This is a genomic window from Streptomyces rhizoryzae (genome assembly GCF_023155275.1).
In the GTDB taxonomy this organism is placed as follows: domain Bacteria; phylum Actinomycetota; class Actinomycetes; order Streptomycetales; family Streptomycetaceae; genus Streptomyces; species Streptomyces rhizoryzae.
This window is the reverse complement of sequence record NZ_JALMUV010000031.1, coordinates 1-18,930: the sequence shown is the minus strand read 5'-3', so window position 1 is coordinate 18,930 and position 18,930 is coordinate 1. Positions and strand designations below refer to the sequence as shown.

18 protein-coding genes are annotated in these 18,930 nt (G+C 73.1%); 2 read left to right on the top strand and 16 right to left on the bottom strand.

Translation table 11 applies throughout. From position 1 onward, the window contains the following. Positions 1-9: 9 nt before the first annotated feature. Complete coding sequence (locus tag MUU72_RS22985) at positions 10-726, bottom strand: MBL fold metallo-hydrolase (protein WP_248015257.1); 717 nt, start codon at positions 724-726, stop codon at positions 10-12. Positions 727-886: 160 nt separating this feature from the next. Between MUU72_RS22985 and MUU72_RS22980 the strand changes: the two genes are divergently transcribed. Together MUU72_RS22980 and MUU72_RS22975 are read left to right on the top strand one after the other, a co-directional pair. Then, complete coding sequence (locus MUU72_RS22980) at positions 887-1,702, top strand: peptidylprolyl isomerase (RefSeq protein WP_248015256.1); 816 nt, start codon at positions 887-889, stop codon at positions 1,700-1,702. 242 nt (positions 1,703-1,944) lie between these two features. Next, on the top strand, positions 1,945-3,174 hold the full coding sequence (locus MUU72_RS22975) for a DUF349 domain-containing protein (protein ID WP_248015255.1): 1,230 nt from the start codon (positions 1,945-1,947) through the stop codon (positions 3,172-3,174). Positions 3,175-3,245: 71 nt separating this feature from the next. Here the strand turns inward: MUU72_RS22975 and MUU72_RS22970 are convergent, their stop codons facing one another. The 15 genes from MUU72_RS22970 to MUU72_RS22900 form a co-directional block, all read right to left on the bottom strand. After that, entirely contained in the window at positions 3,246-4,391 is a 1,146-nt protein-coding gene (locus tag MUU72_RS22970; protein ID WP_248015254.1) for a caspase, EACC1-associated type, read from the bottom strand. After that, positions 4,375-4,818 carry an effector-associated constant component EACC1 gene (locus tag MUU72_RS22965; protein WP_248015253.1) on the bottom strand — a complete coding sequence of 148 codons (444 nt, stop codon included), beginning with the start codon at positions 4,816-4,818 and terminating at the stop codon, positions 4,375-4,377. Before MUU72_RS22965 ends, MUU72_RS22970 begins: the two co-directional genes overlap by 17 nt. Then, positions 4,811-6,103 (bottom strand): serine/threonine-protein kinase, encoded by a 1,293-nt coding sequence (locus MUU72_RS22960; RefSeq protein WP_248015252.1) that lies wholly within the window; start codon positions 6,101-6,103, stop codon positions 4,811-4,813. Before MUU72_RS22960 ends, MUU72_RS22965 begins: the two co-directional genes overlap by 8 nt. Positions 6,104-6,140: 37 nt before the next feature. Next, complete coding sequence (locus MUU72_RS22955; RefSeq protein ID WP_248015251.1) at positions 6,141-8,663, bottom strand: RelA/SpoT family protein; 2,523 nt, start codon at positions 8,661-8,663, stop codon at positions 6,141-6,143. A gap of 184 nt (positions 8,664-8,847) precedes the next feature. Next, a complete protein-coding gene (locus MUU72_RS22950; RefSeq protein WP_248015250.1) occupies positions 8,848-9,396 on the bottom strand; it encodes an adenine phosphoribosyltransferase in 549 nt (182 codons plus the stop codon). After that, positions 9,393-10,502 (bottom strand): protein translocase subunit SecF, encoded by a 1,110-nt coding sequence (gene secF / locus MUU72_RS22945; RefSeq protein ID WP_248015249.1) that lies wholly within the window; start codon positions 10,500-10,502, stop codon positions 9,393-9,395. The genes MUU72_RS22950 and secF overlap by 4 nt, the downstream gene beginning before the upstream one ends. Position 10,503: 1 nt before the next feature. Continuing rightward, entirely contained in the window at positions 10,504-12,255 is a 1,752-nt protein-coding gene (secD, locus tag MUU72_RS22940; protein WP_248015248.1) for a protein translocase subunit SecD, read from the bottom strand. Between the two features lie 154 nt (positions 12,256-12,409). After that, entirely contained in the window at positions 12,410-12,961 is a 552-nt protein-coding gene (yajC, locus tag MUU72_RS22935) for a preprotein translocase subunit YajC (RefSeq protein ID WP_308403851.1), read from the bottom strand. Positions 12,962-13,122: 161 nt separating this feature from the next. Continuing rightward, positions 13,123-14,208, bottom strand: a complete 1,086-nt coding sequence (gene ruvB / locus MUU72_RS22930) for a Holliday junction branch migration DNA helicase RuvB (protein ID WP_248015247.1) — start codon at positions 14,206-14,208, stop codon at positions 13,123-13,125. Between the two features lie 97 nt (positions 14,209-14,305). Then, the gene (gene ruvA / locus MUU72_RS22925; protein ID WP_248015246.1) at positions 14,306-14,926 is read right to left on the bottom strand and encodes a Holliday junction branch migration protein RuvA; all 621 of its coding nucleotides are present in this window, start codon (positions 14,924-14,926) and stop codon (positions 14,306-14,308) included. Continuing rightward, positions 14,923-15,477 (bottom strand): crossover junction endodeoxyribonuclease RuvC, encoded by a 555-nt coding sequence (ruvC, locus tag MUU72_RS22920; protein WP_248015245.1) that lies wholly within the window; start codon positions 15,475-15,477, stop codon positions 14,923-14,925. Before ruvC ends, ruvA begins: the two co-directional genes overlap by 4 nt. 134 nt (positions 15,478-15,611) lie before the next feature. Continuing rightward, positions 15,612-16,364 carry a YebC/PmpR family DNA-binding transcriptional regulator gene (locus MUU72_RS22915; protein ID WP_248015244.1) on the bottom strand — a complete coding sequence of 251 codons (753 nt, stop codon included), beginning with the start codon at positions 16,362-16,364 and terminating at the stop codon, positions 15,612-15,614. 98 nt (positions 16,365-16,462) lie between these two features. Further along, entirely contained in the window at positions 16,463-17,074 is a 612-nt protein-coding gene (gene pdxT, locus MUU72_RS22910) for a pyridoxal 5'-phosphate synthase glutaminase subunit PdxT (RefSeq protein ID WP_248015243.1), read from the bottom strand. A 15-nt stretch (positions 17,075-17,089) separates the two neighbouring features. Then, on the bottom strand, positions 17,090-18,001 hold the full coding sequence (pdxS, locus tag MUU72_RS22905) for a pyridoxal 5'-phosphate synthase lyase subunit PdxS (protein WP_308403850.1): 912 nt from the start codon (positions 17,999-18,001) through the stop codon (positions 17,090-17,092). 146 nt (positions 18,002-18,147) lie between these two features. After that, complete coding sequence (locus tag MUU72_RS22900; RefSeq protein WP_248015242.1) at positions 18,148-18,693, bottom strand: LemA family protein; 546 nt, start codon at positions 18,691-18,693, stop codon at positions 18,148-18,150. Between the last annotated feature and the right edge of the window lie 237 nt (positions 18,694-18,930).

Here is an 18,930-nt window from a genome sequence, read left to right as displayed (position 1 = left end):
AAGGTCTCGTCACATTCCTCGTCGCGGAGCGGCGGTCGGGTCGCCGTCTCCGAGGCCGGCGGCCACCTGCCGGAGGAAGGGGTTGGTGGCGCGCTCGCGGCCGATGGTGGTCTGGGGGCCGTGGCCGGAGAGCACCACGGTCGAGTCGTCCAGCGGGAGGCACACGCGCTCCAGCGACTGGAGGATCTCGGCGTGGTCGCCGCCCGGCAGGTCGGTGCGTCCGATGGAGCCGGCGAACAGCAGGTCGCCCGAGAAGAAGACCGGCGGAACGTCCGCCTGCTCGGGCAGCCGGAAGGTCACCGACCCCTTGGTATGGCCCGGTGCGTGCGCGACCGAGAACGCCATCCCGGCCAGTTCCAGGGCGCTGCCATCGGCCAGCTCCTTGACGTCGTCCGGCTCGCCCACGGTCAGCTCGCCCATGAGCTGCTGACCGATGGAGCGGCCGAGGGCCTTCTCCGGGTCGCTCATCATGTAGCGGTCCTCGGGGTGGATCCAGGCGGGGACGCCGTGCGCCCCGCACACCGGGACGACCGACGCGACGTGGTCGAGGTGGCCGTGGGTGAGGATGACCGCGACGGGCTTGAGCCGATGCTTCCTGAGCGTCTCCTCGACGCCGGGGGCCGCCTGGTGGCCCGGGTCGATGATCACGCACTCCTCGCCTGCGGCGGGGGCGACCAGGTAGCAGTTGGTCCCCCAGGCCCCGGCGGGGAACCCGGCAATCAGCACGTTCGTCCTTAAAGATCGGCGGGGGGCGGTCGGCGGGACCGCGCCCGGAACATCTCGGCAGCTCCAGAGCCTACCGGCGGGACTCCCGGCAGGGCGAACCCGTATACGGTACGGCCACGGCAGACGGCAGCGACGGATGGCGTCAGAGAGGGGACGACCGGTGGTCAGCAAGGACCGGCGGCGGCGCGAGCTCGCCCGGCAGAAATACGCCCGCCAGCAGCAGCGGCGGACCGAGTCCGCCCGGCGGACCAGGCGCCGCAACGTCATCCTCGCCGGGGTGGTGGCCCTCGCGCTGGCCGCCGGCGCCGCCGCGTACGCCTCCGTCTCGCTGTCCGGCGGCGACCGCACGCGCTCGGACGGGGCCGCCCCGCCGGCCGACCCGTGCGCCCGTCCCGCCAAGGGCGCCCCGGCGGCGAAGACGTGGCCCGAGGAGCCCGCGATGACCGTCGACACCTCGGCGTCGTACACCGCCGAGCTGTCCACCACCTGCGGCCGGATCGCCTTCGCCATGGACGCGGCCAAGGCGCCGCACACCGTCAACTCCTTCGCGTTCCTGGCCGGTCAGGGCTACTTCGACCACACCCGCTGCCACCGCCTGGTCGACCAGGGGATCCACATCCTGCAATGCGGCGACCCGAAGGGCACCGGCCAGGGCACACCCGGCTACACCCTCCCCGACGAGAACCTCCGCGACCCTCGGATCAAGGGCGGTGTCTATCCGGCGGGCACGGTCGCCATGGCCAACCGCTACGACGGCAAGGACCCCAAGACCCGGAATTCCGGCGGGAGTCAGTTCTTCCTCGTCTACGAGGACAGCCGGCTGCCCGCGGACTACACGCCGTTCGGCCGGATCACCGGCGGCCTGGACGTGCTGCGCAAGATCGCCGCCGCCGGTTCGCACCCCGACCCGGCGCACGGCAGCACCGCGCCCGACGCCACGGTCGTCATCGACCGGGCGGCGGTCCGCAAGAGCTGACCGGCGGCGGCCGGCACGGGTGCGCCTCCCGGCGTCCCCACCGCAAGTCCGGTCGTGCTGGATGCGGACAGCCGACCGCCGGTCGCCTAGATTGGCGTTGTGTAGGGTGCCTGCTCCGACGGCCTGCCACCCTCACCGCAATTCAGCCCGTCGGCCGGCCGGGGCGCTGCCCCGCCGGACAGAAACTGTGGACGATGCCGGGGGGCCGCACGCCCGCGCCGGCATCATGTGGAGGAGGCGCTGTGAGCAGCGACCCATGGGGCCGCGTCGATGAGACGGGGACCGTGTACGTGCGTACCGCCGACGGCGAGCAGGTCGTCGGATCGTGGCAGGCGGGCACTCCCGAGGAGGCTCTCGCCTACTTCGAGCGCAAGTATGAGGGCCTGGTCGTGGAGATCGGCCTCCTGGAGCGGCGGGTCAGGACCACCGACCTCTCGGCGAAGGACGCCCTGACCGCGATCGAGCACCTGCGGACGCAGGTCGACGAGCACCACGCGGTGGGTGATCTCCAGGCCCTGCGCGAGCGCCTGGACGCCCTGGTCAGCACGGTCGAGTCGCGGCGCGAGGAGCGCAAGGCGGCCAAGGCCCGGCAGGCCGACGAGGCGCGGCAGGCCAAGGAGAAGCTGGTCGCCGAGGCCGAGGAGCTGGCGGCCAGCGAGCAGTGGCGGGCGGCCGGTGAGCGGCTGCGCGCACTGGTGGACACCTGGAAGGGCCTGCCCCGCCTGGACCGCAAGACCGACGACGAGCTGTGGCACCGCTTCTCGCACGCCCGGTCGGCGTTCTCCAAGCGGCGCAAGGCGCACTTCGCGTCGCTGGACGCGCAGCGCGAGGAGGCCCGCAAGGCCAAGGAGAAGCTGGTCGCCGAGGCCGAGGCGCTGTCCGGTTCGACGGACTGGGCCGCCACCGCGGCCCGCTACCGCGAGCTGATGCAGGAGTGGAAGGCCGCCGGCCGCGCCCAGCGCGAGCACGAGGACGACCTGTGGAACCGTTTCCGCGGCGCCCAGGACGTCTTCTTCCAGGCGCGCAGCGAGGTCTTCGCCGAGCGCGACGCCGAGCAGCGGGAGAACCTCACCCGCAAGGAGGAGCTGGCCGCCGAGGCCGAGAAGCTGCTCCCGGTCACCGACCTGAAGGCGGCCCGGGCCGCGTTCCGGGGGATCAACGAGCGGTGGGAGGCCATCGGCCACGTGCCGCGCGACGCCCGCCCCCGGATCGAGGGCCGGATGCACGCCGTGGAGCGGGCCATCCAGGACGCCGAGGAGGCCGAGTGGCGGCGGACCAACCCTGAGGCGCGGGCCCGCGCCGCGGGGCTGACCGGGCAGCTCCAGGACGCCGTCGACAAGCTGCGGCAGCAGATCGACGCGGCCCGGGCGGCCGGCAACACCGCCAAGGCCGACAAGCTCGGCCGGGAGCTGGAGGGCCGCCAGGCGCTGCTGGACCAGGCGCTCAAGGGCCTGGAGGAGTTCGGCGGCTGAGGGCCGCACCGTGCCGTACGCGACGGCCCGCCGGGAGGTTCCGGCGGGCCGTCGCGCGTCTCGCGCCCCGGTCAGCCGCGGCTGCGCCGGCCGGTCTCCAGCAGGTCCAGGGCGTGCTTGAGCACCTCGCACGCCTGGATGTGGTTGCCGGACTCCTGGAGCAGGTCCGCCAGCCGCCGGCAGACCAGCACCGCCTCCGGGCCGTAGACCTGGCGGGCCTGGTGGAACGCCTGCTCCAGGACCTCGATGGCCTCCCTGGTCTGCCCGGTCTCGGCGAGGAGTTCGGAGAGTTCCAGCTGGACCGGCAGCAGGCCGTCCCCGCCGCCCGGACCGCGCTCCTGGAGGGCGAGCCGGAGCACCGGCAGCGCGTCCCGGTGGTCGCCGGCCGCGCGCAGCATCCGGGCCAGGCCCAGGCCGGACGCGACCATGGCGGCGCGGACCTCGGAGTCCAGCACCGGGCCGGCGGGAGCCCGGCGGCGCTGTGCCAGCGCGCGGTTGCGGGCCAGGGGCAGCCGGCCGACGCCGTTCTCCTGGGCGCGCTGCGGCTGCGGCCGGTTCTTCGCGCGCAGCCGCTCGTCCAGGGCCCGGTAGAGGGTGTCCAGGTCGATCAGCTCGGGGCCGTCGGCGATGCCGTGCTGGAGGATGCCGAGGAGTTCGCCGGTGAAGGCGGTGTGGCGTTCGCCGTCCGGGGCCAGCGCGACCCGGTCGCGCGGCGAGGCGGTCAGCACGTACGCGCCGTCCACCGCGGCCTGGGCGGCCAGTACGCCGTCGCCGCCGGCGAGCGTGCGGGCGGCCCGGCCGCTGAAGCAGCAGTCCAGTACGACGATCTTGCGGCGGGCGCGGGCGCCCCGGATGGCGCCGCGCAGGTGCTGGTAGGCGACCGCGGTGTAACCGACACTGTCGCGGGAGCCGGTCAGGCCGAGGTAGAGGTCGGCCGACTCGGAGTCCCGCATGCCGTGGCCCGCGAAGTAGACGACGAGGGTGTCGGTGGCCTCGTCGCCGGCGCGGTGCACGGGATCGAGCATCGCGGCGGCGTGCGCCGGGTCGAGCACCACCTCGCAGTGCTGCGCGGGCAGGCCCCAGACCGTGGGGTCGCCGAGCAGTCCGGCCAGGTCGCGGAGGTTGGCGGCGACGGCCGGGAGGGCGTCGAGGTGGCGGTAGGCGGCGGTGCCGAGCAGCACGGCCCGGGAGGCGGCCGGATCAGGCAGTTGGGCCATCGCCCCCGGGCTCCCCGCTTCCCGCGCCCCCCGGACCCGTGCCGCCGCCGTCCGCCGGACCGGCGGTGCCGTCGAGCAGGGCGATGATGCGGCGGACGGTCTCCGCGTCGCCGGGCGCGCCGCGCTCGATGCGGATCTCCACGCCCCGGGAGCGCAGGGTCAGTCCGGGGGCGCGGCGGCGGCTGTCCCGCCACTGGAGGATCGAGACCGCCAGCGAACCGGCCGACACCGCGGTGGTGACGGCCAGTTGGAGCAGGTCGAAGCCGAGGCCCATCTCGCCGGGCCGGGGCGCGCGGCCGGCGGCCAGGGTGCCGCCCACCTGGCGGCGCAGCTCCTCGTCGTTGCGCAGCCACTGGAGCAGGGACCGGAGTTCGGCCTCCGCGTCGCCCCCCGGCTCGGTCTCCGCCCGTACGTCGAGATCAGTCATGATCCCTCCCCCTCTTCCGCTCGGTCCCGGCGTTGACCCGGGAGAACAGTTCCAGTGCTTCCGCGCCGGCGCCCAGCCGCGCCAGGCACACGGCCTGCCAGTACTGGCTGGTCAGCGTGGTCGGATGGTCCGGGCCCAGCGCCGAGGCGCACACCTGGGAGACCGCGGTGAGCATCCGCACCGCCTCCTGGAGGTCGCCGCGCAGGACGAGGTTGACCGCCTCGCGCTGCCGGGACCGGGCGCTGGCCGCGGTCATGCTGCTGAGCATCAGCTGGCGGGTGCCGTCGCTGAGGGTCAGCGGCCGCTGGACGTCCCCGGCGGCGGTCCTCGACTGCGGGATCGCGGCCCAGTCCAGCACCTCCATCCCGGAGGACTCCAGGACCGGCGGGCTGTAGACGAACTCCACGGCCTGCTCGCGGACGCGGTCGGCGACCAGTGCGACCAGCGCGTCCTCACCGCCCGTGGCGGCCTCGCCGAGCACCGCCTCGGCCTCGGCGGCCGTCGGCCGCCGCCCCGGGTCCTGCCGGCACAGCGCGTCCACCAGCCGCGCCAGGGAGTCCGGGACACCGGTGTCCGCCCGCCCGGCCAGCGGCGGGACGCCCGGGCCGACCGCCAGCTCCACCAGCGCGCCGACGTCGACGGCCCCGGTGCCCAGCGGCGGCGTCCCGGTCAGCATGAGGTACAGGCAGGCCCCCAGGCCGTACAAGTCAGCCGGCGAGCCCGGGAGTTGGCCCTGTATCAGCTCGGGCGGCATGTACTGCGGGGTGCCCAGCAGCGCGCCGGCGCGGGTGATGGCCGGCTCCTCGGCGAGCCGGGCGAGCCCAAAGTCCTGGAGCACCACCCGGCCGGCCCGGGTGACGGAGACGTTGGTCGGTTTCACATCGCGGTGCAGCACCCCGGCCGCGTGGGCGGCGGCCAGCGCCCGGCACATCCCCAGGGCGACGCCGGCGGCCACCGGCGGCGGCAGCGGCCCCTGGCCGGCCACCAGGTCGGCGAGGTTCACCCCGTCCAGCAGCTCCATGACGAAGTACGGCGCGCCCTCGTGGACACCGCTGTCGTAGACCTGCACCACGCCCGGGTGGCTGACCCGGGCCAGTGCCTGGGCCTCCCGCCGGAAGCGGTGCAGGGCCTCCGAACCGTCGTCCAGGCCGCCGGCGGCCAGCAGCCGCTTGACCGCGACCCGGCGCTCCAGCGCGGTGTCCACCGCCTCGTGGACGGCGCCCATCCCGCCCCGCCCGATCAGCCGGACCAGGCGGTACCGGCCGCCGAGCACGTCCTCCCCCATCGTCTGCTCCCCCTCGCCCGTGCCGGGCCGCGTGCGGTCAGGGCCTGCGGGCCGACGTCACCCGGTAGACGTCGTAGACGCCTTCCACGCTCCGGACGGCCTTCAGGACGTGGCCCAGGTGCTTGGGATCGCCCATCTCGAAGGTGAAACGCGAGGTGGCGACCCGGTCCCGGGAGGTCTGCACCGCCGCGGAGAGGATGTTGACGTGCTGGTCGGACAGCACCCGGGTGACGTCCGACAGCAGCCGGGAGCGGTCCAGCGCCTCCACCTGGATGGCGACCAGGAAGACCGAGGACTGGGTCGGCGCCCACTCGACCTCCAGGATCCGCTCGGGCTGCCGGGACAGCGAGTCCACGTTGACGCAGTCCGCGCGGTGCACCGAGACGCCGCTGCCGCGGGTGACGAACCCGATGATCGGGTCCCCGGGCACCGGCGTGCAGCAGCGCGCCAGCTTGACCCACACATCGTCCACGCCCTTGACGACCACGCCCGGGTCGGCGCTGGACCGGCGCTTGGAGCGCGGCCGGATCGGCGTGGACTCGGCGATGTCCTCGGTGGCCTCGTCCTGCCCGCCGAGCGCCTGCACCAGCTTCTGGACGACGCCCTGCGCGGCGACGTGGCCCTCACCGATGGCGGCGTAGAGCGAGGAGATGTCCGGGTAGCGCATCTCGTGCGCCAGGGTGACCAGGGAGTCGCCGGTCAGGATCCGCTGGATCGGGAGGTTCTGCTTGCGCATCGCGCGGGCGATGGCGTCCTTGCCCTGCTCGATGGCCTCGTCGCGGCGCTCCTTGGAGAACCACGCGCGGATCTTGTTGCGGGCCCGCGGGGACTTCACGAAGCTCAGCCAGTCGCGGGACGGGCCCGCGCCGGGCGCCTTGGAGGTGAAGACCTCCACCAGGTCGCCGTTGTCCAGCGTCGATTCGAGCGGGACCAGCCGCCCGTTGACCCGCGCCCCTATCGTGCGGTGGCCGACCTCGGTGTGCACCGCGTAGGCGAAGTCGACCGGGGTGGCGCCGGCCGGCAGCGCTATCACGTCGCCCTTGGGCGTGAAGACGAAGACCTCGTTGCGGGAGAGGTCGAAGCGCAGCGACTCCAGGAACTCGCCCGGGTCCTCGGTCTCCTTCTGCCAGTCCAGCAGCTGCCGCAGCCAGGCCATGTCGTTGACGGTGTCCTGGCCGGCGCCCTTGCCGGTGCCCCTGGGCGCGTCGGTGCGCACCTTGGAGGCGCCGGCGACCGCCTCCTGCTTGTACTTCCAGTGTGCGGCGATGCCGTACTCGGCGCGCCGGTGCATGTCGAAGGTGCGGATCTGGAGTTCCACGGGCTTGCCGTTGGGCCCGATCACCGTCGTGTGCAGCGACTGGTACATGTTGAACTTCGGCATCGCGATGTAGTCCTTGAACCGGCCGGGGACCGGATTCCACCGCGCGTGGATGGTGCCGAGGGCCGCGTAGCAGTCCCGGACGGTGTCGACGAGGACGCGGATGCCCACCAGGTCGTAGATCTCGGCGAAGTCGCGGCCGCGCACGATCATCTTCTGGTAGACGCTGTAGTAGTGCTTGGGGCGGCCGGTGACGGTGGCCTTGATGCGGGCGGCGCGCAGATCGGCCTGGACCTCGTCGGTCACTATCGCGAGGTACTCGTCGCGCTTGGGGGCGCGCTCGGCGACCAGCCGGACGATCTCGTCGTACATCTTGGGGTAGAGGATCGCGAAGGCGAGGTCCTCCAGCTCCCACTTGATGGTGTTCATGCCCAGCCGGTGCGCCAGCGGGGCGTAGATCTCCAGGGTCTCGCGGGCCTTCTTCTCCTGCTTCTCCCGCTTGAGGTAGCGCATGGTGCGCATGTTGTGGAGCCGGTCGGCGAGCTTGATGACCAGCACGCGCGGGTCCTTGGCCATCGCCACGACCATCTTGCGGACGGTCTCGGCCTGCGCGGCCTCGCCGAACTTGACCTTGTCCAGCTTGGTGACGCCGTCCACCAGCAGCGCGACCTGGTCGCCGAAGTCCCGGCGCAGGGTGTCCAGGCCGTACTCGGTGTCCTCGACGGTGTCGTGCAGCAGCCCCGCCATCAGCGTCGCCGGGTCCATGCCCAGCTCGGCGAGGATGGTGGTGACCGCGAGCGGGTGGGTGATGTACGGGTCGCCGCTCTTGCGCTTCTGGCCGCGGTGCCAGCGCTCGGCGACCTGGTAGGCCCGTTCGACCTGGCGCAGCGTGGCCGTCTCGATCTTGGGGTCGTTGGCGCGCACCGCGCGCAGCAGCGGCTCCAGGACCGGGTTGTACGGGCTGGAGCGCTGGACGCCCAGCCGGGCGAGGCGGGCCCGGACGCGGTTGGGCGAGCCGGAGCGGCCGGGCGGGGCGGGCGGCAGCGGCTTGGCCGGCTGCTGCGGCGCGGGGGCCGGGCGGGACCGGCCGGCGGGCGCGGCGGGTCCGTCGGCCGCGCCCGGCCGCTCGGGCTTCGGCGCGTCGGAGGAAGCCGCGGGCTGCGGCTTCGGCTCGTCCGGGCGCACGGCGGGGGTGCCCGCCGGACGCGGTCCGGGGGAGAGCGGCTGGGCCTCGTCTGGCAAGGGCACTCCTCATGCGGGTACGGACCCCGTGGCCTAGAAGCGGCCGGGGTGCCATGGTATCGAGCCCATGGCCACAGCTGCCGGGTGGCCATGGTTCCGTACATGACACAGCAGCGGGGGCACCCGGAATGTTCCGGATGCCCCCGCTGCGCGGACGGCTGCCGGGCGGGTGCCCGGCGGCGGCTCAGACCGTGATCAGAGCCTCCAGCGGAGCACCCTTCAGGCCCGGCTCCAGCCGCTCCCGGCCGGCCAGGAAGCCCAGCTCCAGGAGCACCGCCAGGCCCGCGACCTCGGCGCCGGCCCGGCGGATGAGCTGGAGCGACGCGTCGGCGGTGCCGCCGGTGGCGAGCACGTCGTCGATCACCAGGACCCGGTCACCGGGCGCCAGCGCGTCGGCGTGCACCTCGATCTCGGCGGTGCCGTACTCCAGCTCGTACGCCTGGCCGAGCGTCGCGCCGGGCAGCTTGCCGGCCTTGCGGACCGGTACGAAACCGATACCGGCGGCCACCGCGACCGGCGCGGCGAGGATGAAGCCGCGGGCTTCCAGACCCACCACCTTGTCGGCCCGGAAGCGCGCGCAGAGGTCGGCGAAGGCCCCGGTCAGCGCGCGGAACGCGGCCGGGTCGGCGAGCAGCGGGGTGATGTCCTTGAACATCACACCCGGCTGCGGATAGTCCGGGACGTCCGAGATCCGGCTGAGCAGCAGCTCGCGGAGTTCGGCGGGGGCGGTCACCGGCGCCTCCCGGAGGGACGGCCGCGGCCACCGCGGTTGCGGGCGGTCGGCTGCGGGCCGACGACCGCGGCACCCGCGTCGTCGTCGCCGTCCTCCGCCGCGTCCGGGTCCGCCTGGCGGGCGGCCTCCTTGGCGGCGGCCGAGGCGCGCTTGGCGGCGACCCGCTTGGCCAGCGCCTTCATCTGCGGCTCGCCGTTCTTCAGGTCGGCGACCAGCGGCGTCGCGATGAAGATCGACGAGTAGGCACCGGCGGCCAGACCCACGAAGAGGGCCAGCGAGATGTCGTTGAGCATGCCCGCGCCGAGGACCCCGCCGCCGACGAACAGCAGCCCGGCGACCGGCAGCAGCGCCACCACCGTGGTGTTGATCGAACGGACCAGGGTGCCGTTGATGCTGCGGTTGGCGACCTCGCTGTACGTGAAGCGGGTCTGCTTGGTGATGTCCTTGGAGGCTTCCTTGAGGCTGTCGAAGACCACGACGGTGTCGTAGAGCGAGTAGCCGAGGATGGTCAGCAGGCCGATGACCGTGCCGGGGGTGACCTCGAAGCCGACCAGGGCGTAGACGCCGACGGTGATCGTCAGGTCGTGGACCAGCGCGACCAGCGCGGCGACCGCCATCCGCCACTCGAAGGCGATGGCGAGGTAGAGCACCACGAGGACCATGAAGATCCCCAGGCCCAGCCACGCCTTGTCGGCGATCTGCTCGCCCCAGCTCGGGCCGACCAGCTGGGTGTTGACGTCCTTGACCGGGACCTTGAGGTCCTTGGCGATCTCCTCCTGCACCGGCAGCGACTGCTTGGTGTCCAGACCGCTGATCTGGATGCGCAGCGCACCGCCGCCGAGCTGCTGCACCATCGCCTGGTGGCCGGGGGCCGCGGACTCGGCGTGGTGCTGGGCCTCGGTGGTGGAGACCGAGGTCTTCGGGGTGGTGAAGACCGCGCCGCCGGAGAACTCGATGCCCATGTTCAGGCCGCGCACCGCCAGGCCGACGATGGCCGTGATGGTGATGAGGATCGAGATGCCGTACCAGATCTTCCGCTTGCCGATGAAGTCGTAGCCGACCTCACCGCGGTAGAGCCGGGCGCCGAGGTTGCCGAGCTTGGACATCTCACGCCTCCTTCGTCTGGGTGGGGGCGGTGCGACGACGGCGCAGCGGCGGCCGGGCGCCCAGGCGCCGGGGATCCAGACCGGACCAGGGGTGGCCGTCGTGGAAGAACGTCCGCCGGGCCAGCAGCGTCATCAGGGGCTTGGTGAAGAGGAAGACCACGACCACGTCGAGCAGGGTGGTCAGGCCCAGCGTGAACGCGAAGCCCTGCACCTTGCCGACGGTGACGATGAACAGCACCGCCGCGGCCAGGAACGACACGAAGTCGGAGACCAGGATCGTGCGGCGGGCCCGCGGCCAGCCGCGCTCCACGGCCGGGCGCAGCGTGCGGCCCTCGCGGATCTCGTCCCGGATGCGCTCGAAGTAGACGATGAACGAGTCGGCGGTGATACCGATGGCGACGATGGCGCCGCAGACCGCCGGGAGGTTCAGCGCGAATCCGATGGCCGGGCCGAGCAGCGTCATGATCGTGTACGTCAGGACCGCCGAGACGCCCAGGCTCGCCAGGGCGACCAGCGCCAGCCCGCGGTAGTAGGCGACGAGGTAGATGACGACCAGCGCCAGGCCGATGGCACCGGCGATCAGGCCGGCCCGCAGCTGCTCGCCGCCGAGCGCCGCGGTGACCGTGGTCTCGTCGTCGATCTTGAAGGACAGCGGCAGGGCACCGTACGACAGCATGTTGCCGAGGTCCTCGGCGGACTGCTGGGTGAAACCGCCGGAGATCGTGGCGTTGCCGCCGTTGAGCCGCTCGCTGACGCGCGGGTCGGAGACCACCGCGCCGTCCAGCACGATCGCGAACTGGTTCTGCGGCTGCGCCTTGGTGGCGAGCTTGCCGGTGACGTCCGCGAACTTCTTGCCGCCGTCGGAGGTGAAGTCCATCTGGACGATCCAGCCCTGGCCCTGCTGGCTGTCGAAGACGGCCTTGGCGTCCTTGACGTCGGTGCCCTCGACGCCGACCGGGCCGAGCACGTACTTCTGCGTACCGTCGTCCTTGCAGGCCACGACCGGGTCGCCGGGCTTGGCACCGGCGGCCTGCTCATTGGCCTGGGCCAGGCTCTTCTTGCTGGAGCAGTCCAGCGCGGCGTACTGCTTCTGCAGGGCCGGCGGGATGTCGGCGCCGCCGGGGACCGGCGGGGTGGGCTGCGCGGACGGCTTGTCCGACGCGGAGCCGGACGGCGAGGCGGACGGCTTCTTCAGCGCGTCGGTGACCGCGCGGCCCTGAGTGGTGGCGCTGGCGCTGGGCGTCGGCGAGGCGCTCTGCTGCGCGCCGGACTTGCCGCCGGTGGACTTCTCGCCGCCCTTGCCGCTCTGGGAGGGGCTCGGGGTGGGCTCGGGCGCCTTGGCGCCGGGACCGGTGGTCAGCACCGGCCGGAAGGCGAGCTGGGCGGTGGTCCCGACCTGCTGGCGGGCCTGCTTCGCGTCCGTCCCCTTGGGGATGTTCACGATGATGTGGTTGCTGCCCTGCGTCTGGACCTCGGACTCGGTCACACCGAGACCGTTGACCCGCCGCTCCATGATGCCGGCGGCGGTGTTCATGTTGGTCTCGTTGATCGCGTTGGGCCTGCCCGGCTGGTTCTGCGCCGCCAGCGTGAAGCTGGTGCCGCCCGCGAGGTCGATGCCCAGTCTCGGGGTCAGCGTGCCGGAGTAGAACATGCCTCCGACCAGCGCCGCCATCGCGATCAGGACCAGGATCAGGGTGCGCCCCGGATGCCCCTGGCTCGCGGGCGCCCGCCGGCCCTTTTTCGCTGCTGCCACCTTGTCGTTTCTCCCTGTCCAACCCCTCGGCCTGGGGTGTCTGCCGAGCGGCCACGAAGTGTTGTGGGGACGTGCCCCCGCCGGAGCCTAAACCGTCCGGGAACCGCGGTGCGCCCGATCGGGGGTGCGCCGCGGTTCCCCGCTACGGAACGGACTACTTCGCGTCGGCGCCGCCGGCCTTCTTGCCGTCCTCGGCGGCACCGGCCTCGCCGGCCGCGGCGTCCTCGGCGTCGGCATCCTTGGCGTCCTTGGCGTCCTTGACGTCCTTGGCCTCGTCGGCGGCGGGCTCGGCGGCGTCACCGGTGCCGGCCTTGCCCAGGTCGATCTTGCCGGCCGCGTCACCCTTTTCGGTGGCCTCGTCGGCGGCGGTCAGCGACGAGACGTCGTCCGGCACGGCCGGGTGGTCCTCGGCGGCCGGCTCGGCACCGTCCAGGATGCGGTTGTACTCCTCATCCGCGAGCACCGCGCCGATGGCGTTCTTGGCGTAGATGGCGTGCACGCCGGGGGCGACCTCCAGGAGGACGGTGTCCTCGTGGATTTCCTTGACGGTGGCGTACATGCCGCCGATCGTCCGGACGCCGGTGCCGGGCTGCATCTCATCGCGCATCTGCTGGGCCGCCTGCTGCTTCTTCTTGGCGGACCGCGTCATCAGGAACATGGCCCCGATGAGGACGATGAAGGGGAGGAGAGTCACGATATTGGGCACGGGACGGAAATCCTTCGCACGACCGCGCTCTCGCGGTCTCTTATAGCGGGGTGGAAATACCGTCCATACGGACGGCATCGGCGGAGTCTAAGCGAGTCCGCACCACAGGAACAACGCCCAGCATCGCACCGCAGTTCCTGACCGGGCGAGTCCCCGCGCCGTCAGGCCCCGAACAGGCCGGGCTGGCCGGCGCCGCCCGCCTGCTGCGGCGGTACCAACCCCAGGTGCGCCCAGGCCGCCGGGGTCGCGACCCGGCCGCGCGGCGTACGGGCCAGCAGCCCCTCCCGCACCAGGAACGGCTCGGCGACCTCCTCGACCGTCTCCCGCTCCTCCCCCACCGCGACCGCGAGGGTGGACAGCCCCACCGGACCGCCGCCGAAGAGCTTGAGCAGCGCGGTGAGCACCGCGCGGTCCAGCCGGTCCAGCCCGCGGGCATCGACCTCGTAGACGCCCAGCGCCTGCGCGGCGACCTCGCGGGTGATCACGCCGTCGGCCTTGACCTGGGCGTAGTCGCGGACCCGGCGCAGCAGGCGGTTGGCGATACGGGGCGTGCCCCGGGAGCGGCCGGCGATCTCCGCGGCGCCCTCGGTCTCTATCGCCACGTCCAGCAGACCGGCGGAGCGGTGGAGGACGCGCTCCAGCTCGGCGGGGGCGTAGAACTCCATGTGGCCGGTGAAGCCGAACCGGTCGCGCAGCGGCGGCGGCAGCAGACCGGCCCGGGTGGTCGCCCCGACCAGGGTGAAGGGCGGCAGCTCCAGCGGGATGGCGGTGGCGCCCGGGCCCTTGCCGACGATCACGTCGACCCGGAAGTCCTCCATCGCCATGTAGAGCATCTCCTCGGCCGGCCGGGACATCCGGTGGATCTCGTCGAGGAAGAGCACCTCGCCCTCCTGGAGGGAGGAGAGGATGGCCGCCAGATCGCCGGCGTGCTGGATGGCCGGGCCCGAGGTGATCCGGATCGGGGCGCCCATCTCGGCCGCGATGATCATGGACAGGGTGGTCTTGCCCAGGCCGGGCGCGCCGGAGAGCAGCACGTGGTCGGCGGTGGCCCCGCGCGCGCGGGCCGCCTTCAGCACCAGGTCGAGCTGCTCGCGGACCCGCTCCTGGCCGACGAACTCCGCCAGGTCCTTGGGCCGCAGCGCGGCCTCGACGGCGGTCTCCTCGCCGTCGGCGTCGGCCGCCACCAGCCGGTCGGCCGGCGCACCGGCGGTCTCCTCGGCGGACGGTGCGGTGTCGTCCCAGTTCACTGCGGAATGCCTCGCGGGGTCGGGGCGGCCGGGCCGCCTGCGGGGTGGTCGTGCGGTCGGGGGCGCGGGGCCGGGGCGGCGGGCCGCCGGGGGCCGCTCATCGCGCGCGGTTGAGCGTCTGCAGCGCCGCCCTCAGCAGCTGCGGCACCTGCGGGGTGCCGCCCGCGGCGGCGGCCGCCTCGGCCTGCGGCGCGACCGCCGCGACCGCCTCGTCGGCCTCCCGGGCGGCGTAGCCCAGGCCGACCAGCGCGGCCTGGAGCTGGTCACGCCAGCCGGCCGGCACCGCGGCCCCGGCGGCCGGGCGGGCACCGCCGGTGGGCGCACCGAGCCGATCCTTCAGCTCCAGCAGCAGCTTCTGGGCGCCCTTCTTGCCGATGCCCGGTACGGCTGTCAGCGCCTTCTCGTCGCCGGTGGACACCGCCAGCCGCAGCGCGTCCGGGGAGTGCACCGCGAGCATCGCCTGGGCCAGCCGGGGGCCGACGCCGCTGGCGGTCTGGAGCAGCTCGAAGGTCTGCCGCTCGTCGTCGTCGGCGAAGCCGTAGAGGGTGAGGGAGTCCTCGCGGACGACGAGGGAGGTGGCGAGCCGGGCGGGCTCGCCGACCCGGAGGCCGGAGAGGGTGTTCGGCGTGCACTGGACGGCCATGCCGATGCCGCCGACCTCGACGACGGCGGTGTCCGGTGCCAGGGCCGCGACCGGGCCGGAGACGAAGGCGATCATCGGGTGGTGCCCTTCAGCGTGCGTACGGGAACGGGGGTGCGGCGGGCGGCGGCCCGGGCCTGCTGGAGGCGGTTGACCGCGGGGGCGCGCCAGATGTGGCAGATGGCCAGGGCGAGGGCGTCGGCGGCGTCGGCCGGCTTGGGCGGCGCGGTGAGCCGCAGCAGCCGGGTGACCATGGCACCGACCTGGGCCTTGTCGGCCCGCCCCGAGCCGGTGACCGCGGCCTTGACCTCGCTGGGCGTGTGCAGGGCGACCGGCAGGCCGCGGCGGGCCGCGCACAGCATGGCGACCGCGCTGGCCTGGGCGGTGCCCATGACCGTACGGACGTTGTGCTGGCTGAAGACCCGCTCGACGGCGACGTACTCGGGGCGGTGGGTGTCGAGCCACTCCTCTATACCGCGCTCGATCAGCACCAGGCGGTGCGCGGTGTCGGCGTCCGCCGGGGTCCGCACGACGCCGACGCCGGCCATCGTCAGCGGCCGCCCGGCCACCCCGTCCACCACGCCGACCCCGCACCGGGTCAGCCCCGGGTCCACCCCCAGCACCCTCATCGGCCCGCCCCTCGCCGTCGTTCGGTCGTCTGTTCCTTACGTTCTTGCAGGTTAGTGGGTGCCACTGACAAACCGACGGGCCGGCGGGGTGTGTCCCCGCCGGCCCGTCGCGACCGGTGCGCCTGGCGCGGCCGTCAGGCGTCGACCTTGGCCATGACCTCGTCGGACACGTCGAAGTTGGCGAAGACGTTCTGCACGTCGTCGCTGTCCTCCAGCGCGTCGATCAGCTTGAAGATCTTGCGCGCGGCCTCTTCCTCCAGCTCGACCTGCATGGTCGGGACGAAGTTGGCCTCGGCCGAGTCGTAGTCGATACCGGCCTCCTGGAGCGCGGTGCGGACCGCGACCAGGTCGGTGGCCTCGCTGAGCACCTCGAAGGACTCACCGAGGTCGTTGACCTCCTCGGCACCGGCGTCCAGGACCGCGCCCAGCACGTCGTCCTCGGTCAGCTCACCCTTGGGGACGATCACCACGCCCTTGCGGTTGAACAGGTACGACACCGAGCCCGGGTCGGCCATCGAGCCGCCGTTGCGGGTCATCGCGACCCGGACGTCGGACGCGGCGCGGTTGCGGTTGTCGGTGAGGCACTCGATGAGCACCGCGACGCCGTTGGGGCCGTAGCCCTCGTACATGATCGTCTCGTAGTCGGCGCCACCGGCCTCCAGGCCGGCGCCGCGCTTGACCGCGGAGTCGATGTTCTTGTTCGGGACCGACTGCTTCTTCGCCTTCTGGATGGCGTCGTACAGCGTCGGGTTGCCGTCCGGGTCGGCACCGCCCATCCGGGCCGCGACCTCGATGTTCTTGATCAGCTTCGCGAAGAGCTTGCCGCGCTTGGCATCGATCACGGCCTTCTTGTGCTTCGTCGTAGCCCATTTAGAGTGGCCGGACATCCGCCTGTCTCCTTCGCGTAACCAAATTCAGAAACGATCGCCCCAGATCCTACCGGGAGGGCCGGCGCTCCCCCGAACTCCACCCCTCGGCGGAGCGCTTACGCCCGCTCCCCCGCGGCGGCGGCCGCGCGCACCATCTCCACGAACAGCGCGTGGATCCGGTGGTCGCCGGTCAGCTCCGGGTGGAACGACGTGGCCAGGACGTTACCCTGCCGCACGGCCACCGTGTGACCACCGTACGTCGCCAGGACCTCCGCCGAGGCGCCGACCGACTCGACCCAGGGCGCCCGGATGAAGACGCCCTCCACCGGGCCGCCGCCGATTCCGGCGACCTCGATGGCCGCCTCGAACGACTCGTTCTGCCGCCCGAAGGCGTTGCGGCGCACGATCATGTCGATGCCGCCGAGGGTCTCCTGGTCGTCGCGGCCGTCCAGCAGCTTGTCGGCGACCATGATCATGCCGGCGCAGGTGCCGTAGACCGGCCGGCCCGCCCGCACGAAGGCGCGCAGCGGCTCCAGCATGCCGAAGGAGACCGCCAGCTTGGACATGGTGGTGGACTCGCCGCCCGGGATGACCAGGCCGCCGATCTCGGCGAGCTCCTCGGGGCGGCGCACCGGCCGGGCCGGGGCGCCGGCGTCCGCGAGCGCCCCGAGGTGCTCGCGGACGTCGCCCTGGAGCGCCAGCACACCGATGGTGGGAGTGGTGCTCATGTCGTCTCTGCGTCCTTACCAGCCGCGGTTGGCGTAGCGCTCGGTCTCGGGGAGGGTGTCGCAGTTGATGCCGACCATGGCCTCGCCGAGGTTGCGCGAGACGTCCGCGATGACCTTCGGGTCGTCGTAGAAGGTGGTGGCCTTCACGATCGCGGCGGCGCGCTTGGCCGGGTCGCCGGACTTGAAGATGCCGGAGCCGACGAACACGCCCTCGGCGCCGAGCTGGCGCATCAGCGCGGCGTCGGCCGGGGTGGCCACCCCGCCGGCGGAGAACAGCACGACCGGCAGCTTGCCCAGCTCGGCGACCTCCTTGACCAGCTCGTACGGGGCGCGCAGCTCCTTGGCGGCGGCGAACAGCTCGTTGTTGTCGCAGCCGCGCAGCTTGGCGATCTCGCCCTTGATCTGGCGCAGGTGGCGGACCGCCTCGACGACGTTGCCGGTGCCGGCCTCGCCCTTCGAACGGATCATGGCCGCGCCCTCGGCGATCCGGCGCAGGGCCTCACCGAGGTTGGTGGCGCCGCACACGAAGGGGGTGGTGAAGGCCCACTTGTCGGAGTGGTTGACCTCGTCGGCCGGGGTGAGGACCTCGGACTCGTCGATGTAGTCGACGCCGAGGGACTGGAGGACCTGGGCCTCGACGAAGTGGCCGATGCGGGACTTGGCCATCACCGGGATCGAGACGGCGTTGATGATGCCCTCGATCATGTCGGGGTCGGACATCCGGGCCACGCCGCCGTCCTTGCGGATGTCGGCCGGGACCCGCTCCAGGGCCATGACGGCGACCGCACCGGCGTCCTCGGCGATCTTCGCCTCTTCCGGCGTGACGACGTCCATGATCACGCCGCCCTTGAGCTGCTCGGCCATACCGCGCTTGACGCGCGCGGTTCCGGTCTCGGGGGTCTGGGGCGTGGTGGGCGTGCTGGACACGTTGACCTCACTCAATGCGGGTGGTTGTGCTTCGACGCCTACGTAACCGCTGGTGAGCGCCCCGGGGAAAGGGCCAATTAGAGGCCGGTGGCTTGTCCGGCGTGCGGTCTCAGCATCCGGACATTCCCCGCCCGGTCCGCGGCCGGTCAGCTCCCGGCCGAGCGGTCGTCCAGCACCGCCGGCGGCTCGTCGTCCATCTCGAACGCCATCGGGAACGGCGCGTGCCCGGCCAGCCGCAGGTAGCGGACCACCCGGTGCCGCCGGACCGCCCGCGCGGCGCGCACCGCGTCGTTGTGGAACCGGCGCGCCATCGGCACCCGCCGCACCGCCGCGGTCAGCTCCACCACCGTCCGCTCACCACCCGGCGCCTCCCGCACCGCCGCCAGCTGCCCCTCCTCCCCGAACACCGCGCGCAGCGCCTGGCTCAGCTCGCTCTCCGCGACCTCCCGGTGGTCCTCCTCCGCCTGCCGGGCGTCGTGCGCGGCCTGGTAGAGCACGATCGACGCCGCCGGGTCCAGCACCCCCGAGGTGCCCACCTCCTGCGCCACCGACGCCCGCCGCAGCAGCTGGGCGTCCAGCGCCGCCCGGGCCGCGTCGATGCGCGCGTGCAGACGGTCCAGCCGGCCGGCCGTCCAGCTCAGGTAGACACCGAGGAGAACGATCGCCGCGGCGATCCAGAAGATGGTGGTCACGGGCCGTTACGTTACCGCCCACGGGGGGCGGCGAACGTTGTCGGGTTTCCCGCCGTGCGCCTGTGGCGGGGCGCTTCCCACGTTGTCGGCTTTCCCGCCGTGGGGGTGCCTGTGCGTTGCGCCTCCGGCGCTCTGGGGCCCCTCGCTGCGCGGGGCGGGTCCCCGCTTCGCGGGGATTGGTGCCGCTGCGCGGGGCTGTTCGGCAGCGGTGCCGGGTCTGTGGGGTGGGGGGTGTTC

What these genes read in the sequence shown, in the direction of transcription:
- MUU72_RS22915 (WP_248015244.1), bottom strand. Translation starts at nt 16,364, where the DNA reads ATGTCCGGCCACTCTAAATGGGCTACGACGAAGCACAAGAAGGCCGTG.
- pdxT (WP_248015243.1), bottom strand. Translation starts at nt 17,074, where the DNA reads ATGAGCACCACTCCCACCATCGGTGTGCTGGCGCTCCAGGGCGACGTC.
- secF (WP_248015249.1), bottom strand. Translation starts at nt 10,502, where the DNA reads ATGTCCAAGCTCGGCAACCTCGGCGCCCGGCTCTACCGCGGTGAGGTC.
- ruvC (WP_248015245.1), bottom strand. Translation starts at nt 15,477, where the DNA reads ATGAGGGTGCTGGGGGTGGACCCGGGGCTGACCCGGTGCGGGGTCGGC.
- MUU72_RS22970 (WP_248015254.1), bottom strand. Translation starts at nt 4,391, where the DNA reads ATGGCCCAACTGCCTGATCCGGCCGCCTCCCGGGCCGTGCTGCTCGGC.
- ruvA (WP_248015246.1), bottom strand. Translation starts at nt 14,926, where the DNA reads ATGATCGCCTTCGTCTCCGGCCCGGTCGCGGCCCTGGCACCGGACACC.
- MUU72_RS22960 (WP_248015252.1), bottom strand. Translation starts at nt 6,103, where the DNA reads ATGGGGGAGGACGTGCTCGGCGGCCGGTACCGCCTGGTCCGGCTGATC.
- MUU72_RS22965 (WP_248015253.1), bottom strand. Translation starts at nt 4,818, where the DNA reads ATGACTGATCTCGACGTACGGGCGGAGACCGAGCCGGGGGGCGACGCG.